10 protein-coding genes are annotated in these 11,725 nt (G+C 68.9%); 5 read left to right on the forward strand and 5 right to left on the reverse strand.

What is annotated here, in order from left to right; all coding sequences use genetic code 11:
* Positions 1-313 precede the first annotated feature (313 nt).
* From WS57_RS33370 to WS57_RS33385, 4 genes are all read right to left on the reverse strand, one after another.
* Positions 314-1,567, reverse strand: a complete 1,254-nt coding sequence (locus WS57_RS33370; RefSeq protein WP_069245359.1) for a patatin-like phospholipase family protein — start codon at positions 1,565-1,567, stop codon at positions 314-316.
* A gap of 24 nt (positions 1,568-1,591) precedes the next feature.
* Positions 1,592-2,323 (reverse strand): PhaM family polyhydroxyalkanoate granule multifunctional regulatory protein, encoded by a 732-nt coding sequence (locus tag WS57_RS33375; protein WP_040128322.1) that lies wholly within the window; start codon positions 2,321-2,323, stop codon positions 1,592-1,594.
* 75 nt (positions 2,324-2,398) lie between these two features.
* Positions 2,399-3,226, reverse strand: a complete 828-nt coding sequence (locus tag WS57_RS33380) for an enoyl-CoA hydratase/isomerase family protein (protein WP_009687475.1) — start codon at positions 3,224-3,226, stop codon at positions 2,399-2,401.
* A 113-nt stretch (positions 3,227-3,339) separates the two neighbouring features.
* A complete protein-coding gene (locus WS57_RS33385; RefSeq protein WP_009687474.1) occupies positions 3,340-4,332 on the reverse strand; it encodes a fumarylacetoacetate hydrolase family protein in 993 nt (330 codons plus the stop codon).
* A gap of 125 nt (positions 4,333-4,457) precedes the next feature.
* Here WS57_RS33385 and WS57_RS33390 point away from each other — a divergent pair, with 125 nt between their 5' ends.
* From WS57_RS33390 to metH, 5 genes are all read left to right on the forward strand, one after another.
* Positions 4,458-5,324 carry an IclR family transcriptional regulator gene (locus WS57_RS33390; RefSeq protein WP_009687473.1) on the forward strand — a complete coding sequence of 289 codons (867 nt, stop codon included), beginning with the start codon at positions 4,458-4,460 and terminating at the stop codon, positions 5,322-5,324.
* 101 nt (positions 5,325-5,425) lie between these two features.
* Positions 5,426-6,679: a DUF3108 domain-containing protein gene (locus WS57_RS33395; RefSeq protein WP_208610310.1), complete on the forward strand. Its 1,254-nt coding sequence runs from the start codon at positions 5,426-5,428 to the stop codon at positions 6,677-6,679.
* Between the two features lie 242 nt (positions 6,680-6,921).
* On the forward strand, positions 6,922-7,179 hold the full coding sequence (locus WS57_RS33400) for a DUF3567 domain-containing protein (protein ID WP_009693455.1): 258 nt from the start codon (positions 6,922-6,924) through the stop codon (positions 7,177-7,179).
* A gap of 253 nt (positions 7,180-7,432) precedes the next feature.
* The gene (locus WS57_RS33405; protein ID WP_040128326.1) at positions 7,433-8,503 is read left to right on the forward strand and encodes a homocysteine S-methyltransferase family protein; all 1,071 of its coding nucleotides are present in this window, start codon (positions 7,433-7,435) and stop codon (positions 8,501-8,503) included.
* 42 nt (positions 8,504-8,545) lie between these two features.
* The gene (gene metH, locus WS57_RS33410; RefSeq protein WP_069245361.1) at positions 8,546-11,263 is read left to right on the forward strand and encodes a methionine synthase; all 2,718 of its coding nucleotides are present in this window, start codon (positions 8,546-8,548) and stop codon (positions 11,261-11,263) included.
* A 125-nt stretch (positions 11,264-11,388) separates the two neighbouring features.
* Here metH and WS57_RS33415 read toward each other — a convergent pair whose 3' ends face one another.
* Positions 11,389-11,712, reverse strand: a complete 324-nt coding sequence (locus WS57_RS33415) for a DUF1840 domain-containing protein (RefSeq protein WP_009693452.1) — start codon at positions 11,710-11,712, stop codon at positions 11,389-11,391.
* Between the last annotated feature and the right edge of the window lie 13 nt (positions 11,713-11,725).

An 11,725-nucleotide genomic window follows, 5' to 3' on the forward strand; every position in this document is an offset into this window, starting at 1 on the left:
GCAGCCGAGCGGCCGCGTCGCCGCCGTGGCGCACGCCGCAACCGCGCTCCGCTCGAACGGAACCGGCCGCGCGTGCCTGAGTGGGGGCCGGCGCCTGCCGGCTCGCTGGCGAACCCGTCCCCGGTTCCGGCAGGCCCCGAAGGGTTTCCCGTGCGGACGCCGGCTCGGCGGGCTGCTCGATATGGTGTATTCGGCGGCGGCCATGATAGCACGCGGACATGACGGATCCGAGAAGGCAGCCCGGTCCCCTCCCGCCAATCGTGGTGCGGCGATCCGTCGCGGCTGCGCGTCGCGAAAATGCAACCCGATCGCATCAGACCCGCATTTCGCCCGCGGCCCGGCCGTCGGCGGCGGGCGTTCCGGCTTCGGCCGTACCCGACACGGCAGCGCCGGCGCCCGGCCCGCCGCCGTCCGCCCGTGCAATCCAGTCCGCGAGCGTGTCGCGCTGCGCGCGTCCGTCGCGGTAGCCGAGCTCGATCAGCTCGCGCGTGAACGGTTCCTCGAACAGCAGATAGCTCGCGAACGACGCGCCGGCCGGCTGGCTGCCGCCGATCGCGCCGAGCAGCCCGCGCATCGTCGCCGGCATCTGCTTCAGGTGCTTCGCGGCGATCAGCTCGATGCGCTCGGACGGCGCGATCGCGAGTACGTCGACATGCCGCCAGCCGCTGTCCACCTCGACCTGGTGCGGCAGGTGCTCGATCATCCGGTTGATGTGCTCGATGCGCTCGATGTCCGAGCCGATCGAATCGAGGAACACGCTCGCGAGCACCTGCTGGCCGATCTGCGCGAGCGTCGGATAGCCGCGCACGAGGCCCGCGCCGTTCGCGGCGGGAATCTCGGGCCGCGGATCGGCCGCGCCGATCACGACGATGCGGTCCGCGCCGAAGTGGATCGCCGGCGACAGCGGCGCGATCTGCCGGATCGAGCCGTCGCCGAAGTATTCGATCTGCCCGTCGAGCACGAGCGGCACGGCCGGGAACACGAACGGAATCGCCGACGACGCGAGCAGATGCGACGCCGACAGATCGACGAGCCGCGCGGTGCGCTGCGCGCGCCGCCACGCCTGGATCGGCTCGGCCGCCTGGTAGAACGTCAGGTGGCGACCGCTCGAATAGCTGAGCGCCGTCACCGCGAGCGCGTGCAGCAGGCGCGCCTCGAGCATCTGCTCGATCCGGTGGAAGCTCAGCTCGCGCTGCAGCAGGTGCGCGAGCGGCGTGTTGTCGAGCAGCCCGCGCGGCGAACGGCGCGCGGCCCAGCCGAAGGTCATCGTCGCGAGCCAGCGCGCACCGGCCGCGGCGATCCCGAGCCAGTCGGTGCGATAGACGTAGTCGGGACGCAGATGCTCCCAGAATTCGAGCAGGCGCCGCACGCCGTGCGAGAAATCGTCCGCGTGGCTCGCGATCGATGTCGCATTGATCGCGCCGGCCGACGAGCCGCACACGACCGCGAACGGCAGCGTGTGCCGGTGCGGATCGGCCTCGCGCGTGATCTCGGCCAGCGCCTTGAGCACGCCGACCTGATAGGCGGCACGCGCGCCGCCTCCCATCAGTACGAGCGCGAGCCGCATGATCGACCTGCTACCTGCGGCGCGTCACGTCGAGCGCTTCGGCGGACGGGTTTCGGGCGACGAAGCCGCGGCCGCGCGCGCCGCGGCCGAACCGGCCGGCTTCGCACGCTTCGCGGCGGGCTTGCGCGGCGCGGCGGCGGCAGCGGGCGCGGCCGCCGGCGGTTCGGCATCGGCCGCCGACTCCGCACCCGGCGCACCCGGCGGCATGCCCGGCTGCGCCATCGCCAGGCTGGCGAGCTGGTTGAACTGCGTCTGCAGCAGGTTCCACCAGCCGGACGGGTCGAACGCCGCGTTCTGCGCGGCCTCGCCATCCGCCTGCGCATTCGCCGCCCCCGCACCGGCAGCGGCGCCGGCATCCGGCGCGGCAGCCTTCGCGGCTGCGACGGCCGCATCCTCGGCGGCCGACATCGAGGTTTGCGCGAACGCGCCGAACGCGCGCAGCGTCGCGAGCGTCGCGCGCTGCACCTCGAGCGCCTGGATCGCGGACTGCAGCATCCCGAGATTGAGCTTCAGCCACTGCTCGACCGCGCGCAGGTCGGTGATGCGCTTGTCGAGTTCCTCGACGCTCGTGAGCGGCGCCATCATGTCGGACATGCTCGACAGCGACGGCGGCAGCCCCGACGCGGCGCCGGGAAACGGCGCCATCCCGCCGAACGGCGACATCCGGATCATGTCCCACATCCGGTCGAGCATGTCGGCGGGCTTGAAGCCGGCAAAGCCGGCGAAAGGGTTGGAGCCGGAGGCATCGTTGGTCATACGCGGATCCTGGTTGACTGGTAAGGCACCGCGGCCGGCCTCGTGCGCGACCGCGTGGTTCGATCATAGCGCGCGTCAGAACGGTGCGTCGCCGGGGAACGCGGGCGGCCGGCGCTCGCGCAGCGAATGGATGCCCTCCTGAACGTCGGGCCCGGAAAAGCCCATGAATTCGAGCGCGAGCGACGCGTCGAAGGTCGGCCCGGCCGAGCGCAGCCAGTTGTTGAGCGCGTACTTGGTCCAGCGGATCGCCGACTGCGAGCCGTTCGCGAGCCGTTCGGCCAGCTCGTACGCCTTCGGCAGCAGGTCGGCCGGTTCGACCGCGAGCGACACGAGGCCGATGCGCTCGGCCTCCTCGCCGCTCACCGGCTCGCACAGCAGCAGGTAGTACTTCGCCTTCGCCATCCCGCACAGCAGCGGCCACACGATCGCCGCGTGGTCGCCGGCCGCGACGCCGAGCCGCGTATGGCCGTCGATGATGCGCGCGTCCTTCGCGGCGATCGAGATGTCGGCGAGCAGCCCGGCAACCAGCCCCGCGCCGACCGCCGGCCCGTGCATCGCGGACACGATCGGCTTGCTGCAGTTGATCACGTTGTAGACGAGGTCGCGCGCCTCGCGCCAGACGCGCGCGCGCACGTCGAAGTCGTTCGCCATCGCCTCGACGAGCGCGAGGTCGCCGCCCGCCGAGAAGCCCTTGCCCTCGCCGCGGATCACCGCGACGCGCGTGTCGGGATCGCGATCGACGTCGCGCCAGATGTCGGCCAGTTCGCGATGCATGCGGTCGTTCGCGGTCGCGAGACTGCTGCGGTTCACGCCCTCGCCGCTCATCACGATGTCGAGCACGCCATGTTCGCGGCGTGTCACCTTCAGGGCTTCGTAACCGCCATAGGCGGCGAGATCGGCCATGCGCTGCTCCTTGCTGGGCTGTTGGATCGAGTGTAGCCAAGCCCGCGCGGGCAAACATCGGGCGAAACCCGGCGCGCGGGCCGAGGCCGTGTCTCGCCGTGGCGGCGCACGCGTCAGGCGGCGCCGTCGGGCGGTGCGACCGACTGCTCGATCGCGCCGAAGATCGACTTGCCGGCCGCATCGAACATCTCGATGCGCACCGTATCGCCGTAGCGCATGAAGGCCGTCTGCGGCGCGCCGTGCTCGATGGTCTCGAGGCAGCGCTTCTCGGCGATGCAGCAGTAGCCGCGCTTCGCGTCCTTGTTCGACACGGTGCCCGAGCCGACGATCGTGCCGGCGCGCAGGTTGCGCGTCTTCGCCGCGTGCGCGATCAGCTGGCCGAAGTGGAACACCATGTCGGTGCCCGCATCGGGCTGGCCGACCTTCTTGCCGTTCCAGTGGACGATCATCGGCCGGTGCACGCGACCGTCGAGCCAGGCGTCGCCGAGTTCGTCGGGCGTCACCGCGACCGGCGCGAAGGCGGTCGCCGGCTTGCTCTGGAAGAAGCCGAAGCCCTTCGCGAGCTCGGCCGGAATCAGGTTGCGCAGCGACACGTCGTTCACCAGCGTGACGAGCCGCACGGCCTTCAGCGCCTCGTCGGGCGTCGCGCTCATCCGCACGTCGCCGGTGATCACCGCGACTTCCGCCTCGAAATCGATGCCCCACTCCTCGGACGGGCACACGACGTCGTCGCGCGGACCGATGAAATCGTCGCTGCCGCCCTGGTACATCAGCGGATCGGTCCAGAACTCCGGCGGCATCTCCGCGCCGCGTGCGCGTCGCACCAGCTCGACATGGTTCACGTACGCGGAGCCGTCGGCCCACTGGAACGCGCGCGGCAGCGGCGCCATGCAGTTGGCCGGATCGAACGCGAACGCATGGCGCGCACGGCCGTGGTTCAGCGCGTCGTACAGGTCGCGCAGCTGCGGCGCGTAGAACGCCCAGTCGTCGAGGACGCGCTGCAGCGTCGGCGCGATCGTGTCGGCAATCGCCGCGGTGTGCAGGTCGCGCGATACGACGATCAGCTGGCCGTCGCGCGTGCCGTCCTTCAGCGAAGCAAGTTTCATAAGTGGGAATCTGCCGTTGTAGTGACGATGGAAGGAATCTATTTTACGATGGTGAATCCGCGCGGCGCGACGACGATCTGCGCCGCTTCCGTCCCGACCCTTGCCGCGTTTCGCGCCTGCCGCCCATGCCCGCCACCCAGCTTCCCGACGACGATCTCGCCGAACCCGACACCGACGACGCCGCTGCCGGCGAAAACGGCGAAAAGGTCCGCTCCGGCATCCAGTCGATCGAGGTCGGCTTTCGCCTGCTCGACGTGCTGACGAGCGAGCCGCGCGCGATGATGCTGCGCGATCTCGCGCAGCGTGCGGGCATGAGCCCTGCGAAGGCGCATCGCTACCTGGTCAGCTTCTCGCGGCTCGGCGTCGTGTCGCAGGACCCGGTGTCGGGCCGCTACGAACTCGGCGGCTTCGCGCTGCAGATGGGGCTGGCGCGGCTCGCGCGCGTCGACGGCGTGAAGCTCGCACGGATCGCGCTGACCGAATTCCGCGACCGCCTCGACCAGACCGTCGGCATCGCCGTCTGGGGCAACCAGGGGCCGACGATCGTGCACTGGATGGAGTCGAGCCATCCGGCGAAGGCGTCGCTGAAGCTCGGCGACGTGATGCCGCTGCTCGGTTCCGCGACGGGCCTGCTGTTCGCCGCGTACCTGCCGCGCAGCAAGACCGCGGCGATGCTCGAGCGCGAGCTCGCCGATACGCGCCGTTCGCCGCATCATGGCGGCCCGCGCACGCTCGACGAGGTCGAGGCGGTGCTCGCCGAGGTGCGCGCGCACCAGGCCGCGCGCGTCGAAGGGATGCTGCTGCCGACGATCCACGCATTCTGCATGCCCGTGTTCGACGCGGTCGGCGAGCTGGCGCTCGCGATCGTCGCGCTCGGCCAGGAAGGCTCGTTCGACATCGCCTGGGGCGGCGAGATCGACACCGCGCTGCGCGCCACCGCGCAAAAACTGTCGTACGAACTCGGCTATAGTCCCGACGCGCGCAACGACTGACGCGCGCCACGCGCTGCGAACGCGCGGCGCATCCGCCGGTCCGACTCCTGTGGCGCACCCGCGCCGGATGCCACGCGCGCCCCAACCCGTTCCGACTGCCGATGCCGCCTGCCGACGCCCGCCCTCGCTCCGCCCTGCCCCGCCGCTGGCTGCGCGCGGGCATCGCGCTCGTCGCCGTGCTGGTGCTGCACGCGCTGGCCGCACTGTGGCTGATGCGCAGCCGCGATTCGTTCACGCCGACGCCGCCCGCCGAAGTGCCCGTGCAGATCGAGCTGCTAAAGCCGCAGCCGATCGAGCGGCAGCCTGCGCCCCAGCCGGCTGCACCGAAGCCGGCCGCGCCGACGCCGCCCGCGCCGAAACCCGCTGCGCCGAAGCCGGCCGCGCCGCCGCAGGCGCCGGTCCTCACGTCGACGCAGACCGCCGATCACGGCGTGCCGCCGCCGTCGGCCGCTTCCGCGGCGAGCGGCGTGCCGGGCGCGTCGGGTGCGTCGGGTGCGCAAGCCGCATCGGCCGCCGGCGCAAGCACGGCCGCGACGCCCGGGCCGGCGACGAGCGGCGTGAAATTCTCCGCGCCGCCGTCCGGCGACCTGCAGTACGACACGTTCTACAACGGCATGCAAAACATGATCGGCACGATCCACTGGCGCACCGACGGCCGCACCTACGACCTGGCCGTCTCGATGCCCGTGCCGTTCGTCGGACCGTTCAGCTATCGCAGCGAGGGCCGCATCGATGCATTCGGCATCGCGCCCGATCGTTACGTCGAGAAGCGCGGCCGGCGCCCAGAGGACATCGCGATCTTCAACCGCGAGATCCGCCAGGTGGTGTTCACGCGCACGCCGAACAACGCGCCGCTGCCCGACGGCGTGCAGGACCGCTTCAGCATGCTGATGCAGCTGTCGGGCCTCGTGCGCGGCAATCCGTCCGCGTACAAGCCCGGCGTCACGCAGCAGTTTTTCGTGATCGACAACAACAGCGGCGAGACGTGGCCGATCACGGTGATCGGCGACGAGCAGGTGCAGACGCAGGCCGGCATCGTGCAGGCGCGGCACTTCATGCGCCTGCCGCGCCGCGACGGCGATACGCGCCGCATCGACATGTGGCTCGCGCCCTCGCTCGGCTGGCTGCCGGCGCGGCTCGTGCAGACCGAGCCGAACGGCGCGCAGATCGAGCTGCTGTGGCACGGACGGCTCGCGCCGCCCGCGGCGGACGCAACGAACGCGCCTGCCGCCCCGTCGTCGCCGGAAGCGGCATCGGCTGCATCGTCGCCAGCGCAACCGGCACAGCCACCGCAACCACCACAACCGGCGCCCCAGCCCGCCGAGCCGCCCGCATCGTCGCCCGCCGCACCCTGAACACCGGCAAATCGGCAAATTCGACCGATTGCAATATTCGGTGAAATAGCCGATGACACTCTTTAACAACTATTTCAGTCCACCGGCACACAATGGGAAACGTTTCATAGACATCGGCTTCTAACCGATACACCCCACGCGAACGGGAACGGGGTGTGCAGCGCAAGCCCCTTGAAACCGGCAAAGCCTGCCCCACCTAGGGGACAACAAGGCCAGATGCCACTGCGAAGAGGAGTGCCGCCATGCAAATGATCTACAACAGCCCCAACTACTGCGTCGTCGAATTCGCGCCGCAGGCCGGCCACCATCTGATGAATGCCGGCGGATACGAAATCGTCGACAAGAACGCGCAGCGCGAAATCTTCATCGACGGCGAGCTTGCCGAACGATTCCGCGCCCACGTGAAGCAATTGATCGAGGAAGAGCCGTCGCTCGACGAAGTCGACGAGTTCCTCGGACAATTCGACAGCCTGATGATGATGCCCGTCGTCCTGCACTGACGACCCACGGCCCGGCGCTCGCGCGACCGGGCCATTCGCCGCGCATTCACGCGCGGCTCGCGAGCACTCCGATCATGCCCCTGCCCGGTTCGCCGGGCGGGGGCTTTCATTTTCGGCCCGCCGGCGTGCGCGTTGCGCGTGTGACACGTCATCGGCGCGTCACACGCGCCGCCGCCCCGCCCCGCGCGAGCCCGGGCGGCGGCCCGGCGCACCGGCTACAATGTCGGTTTTCCCGTTTTCGCGCTCTTCCGCCATGTCTGCGTCCCCTCTCGCCGCTTCCGCCGCCCCGCTCGACGCGTCCTACACGCGCGGCGCCGAACTGCCCGCGCTGCTGAAGTCGCGGATCCTGATCCTCGACGGCGCGATGGGCACGATGATCCAGCGCTACAAGCTCGACGAGGCCGCGTATCGCGGCGAGCGCTTCAAGGATTTCGCGCGCGACATCAAGGGCAACAACGAGCTGCTGTCGATCACGCAGCCGCAGATCATCCGCGAGATCCACGACCAGTACTTCGCGGCCGGCGCGGACATCGTCGAGACCAACACCTTCGGCGCGACGACCGTCGCCCAGGCCGACTACGGGATGGAAGACCTCGTCGTCGAGATGAACGTCGCCTCGGCGAAGCTCGCGCGCGAGTCGGCGGCGAAATACGCGACGCCCGACAAGCCGCGCTTCGTCGCGGGCGCGATCGGGCCGACGCCGAAGACGGCCAGCATCTCGCCGGACGTCAACGATCCGGGCGCACGCAACGTCACGTTCGACGAGCTGCGTGCGGCGTACTACCAGCAGGCGAAGGCGCTGCTCGACGGCGGCGTCGACCTGTTCCTTGTCGAGACGATCTTCGACACGCTGAACGCGAAGGCCGCGCTGTTCGCGCTCGACGAGCTGTTCGAGGACACCGGCGAGCGCCTGCCGATCATGATCTCGGGCACCGTCACCGACGCGTCGGGCCGCATCCTGTCCGGCCAGACGGTCGAGGCGTTCTGGAATTCGCTGCGCCACGCGAAGCCGCTCACGTTCGGCCTGAACTGCGCGCTCGGCGCGGCGCTGATGCGCCCGTACATCGCCGAACTCGCGAAGCTGTGCGACACCTACGTGTCGTGCTACCCGAACGCGGGCCTGCCGAACCCGATGGCCGAGACCGGCTTCGACGAGACGCCGGACGTCACGTCGGGCCTGCTGAAGGAATTCGCGCAGGCCGGGCTCGTGAACCTCGCGGGCGGCTGCTGCGGCACGACGCCCGAGCACATCGCCGAGATCGCGAAGGCGCTCGCCGACGTGAAGCCGCGCCGCTGGCCGAGCCAGTACGGCAACGACGCCTGACCCGACCGCCCCACGCCCTTCATCACACGAATTCGCACCGCCATGACCGATCACACGATGCGCCTTGCCGGCCTTGAGCCGTTCAACGTCACGCCCGGGACGCTCTTCATCAACGTCGGCGAACGAACCAACGTCACCGGCTCGAAGGCATTCGCGCGGATGATCCTCAACGGCCAGTTCGACGAGGCGCTCGCCGTCGCGCGCCAGCAGGTCGAGAACGGCGCGCAGGTGATCGACGTCAACATGGACGAGGCGATGCTCGATTCGAAGGCGGCGATGGTGCGCTTCCTGAACCTGATCGCGTCGGAGCCGGACATCGCGCGCGTGCCGATCATGATCGACTCGTCGAAGTGGGAGGTGATCGAGGCCGGCCTGAAATGCGTGCAGGGCAAGGCGATCGTGAACTCGATCTCGCTGAAGGAAGGCGAGGACGCGTTCCGCCATCACGCGAACCTGATCCGCCGCTACGGCGCGGCCGCCGTCGTGATGGCGTTCGACGAGAAGGGCCAGGCCGACACGTTCGAGCGCAAGACCGAGATCTGCAAGCGCTCGTACGACTTCCTCGTCAACGAGGTCGGCTTCCCGCCGGAAGACATCATCTTCGATCCGAACATCTTCGCGGTCGCGACCGGCATCGAGGAGCACAACAACTACGCGGTCGACTTCATCGAGGCGACCCGCTGGATCAAGCAGAACCTGCCGTACGCGAAGGTGAGCGGCGGCGTGTCGAACGTGTCGTTCTCGTTCCGCGGCAACGACCCGGTGCGCGAGGCGATCCATACCGTGTTCCTGTATCACGCGATCCAGGCCGGGATGGACATGGGCATCGTGAACGCGGGCCAGCTCGGCGTCTACGCGGATCTCGACCCGGAACTGCGCGAGCGCGTCGAGGACGTGATCCTGAACCGCCGCGACGATTCGACCGACCGCCTGCTCGAGATCGCCGACAAGTTCAAGACCGGCGCCGCGAAGAAGGAAGAGAACCTCGAGTGGCGCAACCAGCCGGTCGAGAAGCGGCTCGCGCACGCGCTCGTGCACGGCATCACGAACTTCATCGTCGAGGACACCGAAGAAGCGCGCGCGAAGATCGCCGCCGAAGGCGGCCGCCCGATCAACGTGATCGAGGGGCCGCTGATGGACGGGATGAACATCGTCGGCGACCTGTTCGGCCAGGGCAAGATGTTCCTGCCGCAGGTCGTGAAATCGGCGCGCGTGATGAAGCAGGCCGTCGCGCATCTGATCCCGTTCATCGAGGAAGAAAAGCGGCTGCTCGCGGAAGCGGGCGGCGACGTGCGCGCGAAGGGCAAGATCGTGATCGCGACCGTCAAGGGCGACGTGCACGACATCGGCAAGAACATCGTGTCGGTGGTGCTCCAGTGCAACAACTTCGAAGTGTTCAACATGGGCGTGATGGTCCCGTGCAACGAGATCCTCGCGAAGGCGAAGGTCGAGGGCGCGGACATCATCGGGCTGTCGGGGCTGATCACGCCGAGCCTCGAGGAAATGGCGTACGTCGCGTCGGAAATGCAGCGCGACGACTACTTCCGCGTGAAGAAGATTCCGCTGCTGATCGGCGGCGCGACGACCTCGCGCGTGCACACGGCAGTGAAGATCGCGCCGAACTACGAAGGCCCGGTCGTCTACGTGCCCGACGCGTCGCGCTCGGTGTCGGTCGCGTCGAGCCTGCTGTCCGACGAGGGCGCGGCGAAGTATCTCGACGAGCTGAAGTCCGACTACGAGCGCATCCGCGACCAGCACGCGAACCGCAAGGCGCAGCCGATGGTCACGCTCGCCGAGGCGCGCGCGAACAAGACGAAGATCGACTGGGCGAACACGACGCCGGTGAAGCCGAAGTTCATCGGCCGCCGCGTGTTCCGCAACTACGACCTGAACGAGCTCGCGAACTATATCGACTGGGGCCCGTTCTTCCAGACCTGGGATCTCGCGGGCCCGTACCCGGCGATCCTGAACGACGAGATCGTCGGCGAATCGGCGCGGCGCGTGTTCTCCGACGCGAAATCGATGCTCGCGCGCCTGATCCAGGGCCGCTGGCTGACCGCGAACGGCGTGATCTCGCTGCTGCCGGCGAACACGGTCAACGACGACGACATCGAGATCTATACCGACGAATCGCGCTCGGAAGTGCTGCTCACGTGGCGCAACCTGCGTCAGCAGAGCGTGCGCCCGGTGGTCGACGGCGTGATGCGGCCGAACCGCTCGCTCGCCGATTTCATCGCGCCGAAGGAATCGGGCGTCGCCGACTACATCGGGATGTTCGCGGTGACGGCCGGCATCGGCGTCGACGCGAAGGAAAAGCAGTTCGAAGCCGATTTCGACGACTACAGCGCGATCATGCTGAAGGCGCTCGCAGACCGCTTCGCGGAAGCGTTCGCCGAAGCGATGCATGCGCGCGTGCGCCGCGAACTGTGGGGCTACGCGAGCGGCGAGACGCTCGACAACGACGCGCTGATCGCTGAAAAGTACACGGGCATCCGTCCGGCGCCCGGCTATCCGGCCTGCCCGGACCACCTTGTGAAGCGCGACATGTTCGCCGCGCTGCAGGCGGACGAGATCGGCATGAGCGTGACCGATTCGCTGGCGATGCTGCCGGCCGCGAGCGTATCGGGCTTCTACCTCGCGCATCCGGACAGCACGTACTTCTCGGTCGGGAAAATCGGCCAGGACCAGCTCGAGGACTACGCGAAGCGCATGGCGCTGTCGCTCGACGACGCGCGCCGCGCGCTCGCGCCGCAGCTCTGAGCGCGTCGCCCCGGCATCCGCGGCCGGGGCGCGCACCGCGATTTTCATCAGACAAAATAAAAAGCCCGCTCGAAAGCGGGCCTTCGGTTTCCTTTCTTTCCTTTCGGACTACCGGGAAAACGGGCTCAGAAGCCCCAGTGCACGTCGGCCTCGCCGGCCTTCGCTTCGCGCAGCATGGTCAGGAACGGCGCGACGCGCTGGGCCAGGCTCGGCGGCACTTCGTGGTGCGCGTGGTCGGCATCGTCCTCGTGGAAGTGGCCCGCGTGCTCCGCGCGCTCCTGCTTCGCCTGCGCGACGGCGCCTTCCAGCTTTGCGATCGCGTGGTCCAGTTCGTCGTGCGTAATCACGCCGCGCTCGCCCAGTTGCTTGCCGACCAGACCCAGCACGTATACGGCGAAATCCTTCAGCACGTCGAGATCCTGTGCCGCCTTGCTCTTGAACGTAATCATGACAATTCCCTTT

Origin of the sequence: Burkholderia pseudomultivorans (assembly GCF_001718415.1) — a bacterium.
Taxonomy (GTDB): Bacteria; Pseudomonadota; Gammaproteobacteria; order Burkholderiales; family Burkholderiaceae; genus Burkholderia; species Burkholderia pseudomultivorans_A.

Bases quoted from the DNA above. Each gene is read 5' to 3' on its own strand.
- metH (WP_069245361.1), top strand. From the start codon at position 8,546: ATGACCGATCACACGATGCGCCTTGCCGGCCTTGAGCCGTTCAACGTC.
- WS57_RS33385 (WP_009687474.1), bottom strand. From the start codon at position 4,332: ATGAAACTTGCTTCGCTGAAGGACGGCACGCGCGACGGCCAGCTGATC.
- WS57_RS33400 (WP_009693455.1), top strand. From the start codon at position 6,922: ATGCAAATGATCTACAACAGCCCCAACTACTGCGTCGTCGAATTCGCG.
- WS57_RS33380 (WP_009687475.1), bottom strand. From the start codon at position 3,226: ATGGCCGATCTCGCCGCCTATGGCGGTTACGAAGCCCTGAAGGTGACA.
- WS57_RS33405 (WP_040128326.1), top strand. From the start codon at position 7,433: ATGTCTGCGTCCCCTCTCGCCGCTTCCGCCGCCCCGCTCGACGCGTCC.
- WS57_RS33395 (WP_208610310.1), top strand. From the start codon at position 5,426: ATGCCGCCTGCCGACGCCCGCCCTCGCTCCGCCCTGCCCCGCCGCTGG.
- WS57_RS33415 (WP_009693452.1), bottom strand. From the start codon at position 11,712: ATGATTACGTTCAAGAGCAAGGCGGCACAGGATCTCGACGTGCTGAAG.
- WS57_RS33370 (WP_069245359.1), bottom strand. From the start codon at position 1,567: ATGCGGCTCGCGCTCGTACTGATGGGAGGCGGCGCGCGTGCCGCCTAT.
- WS57_RS33375 (WP_040128322.1), bottom strand. From the start codon at position 2,323: ATGACCAACGATGCCTCCGGCTCCAACCCTTTCGCCGGCTTTGCCGGC.
- WS57_RS33390 (WP_009687473.1), top strand. From the start codon at position 4,458: ATGCCCGCCACCCAGCTTCCCGACGACGATCTCGCCGAACCCGACACC.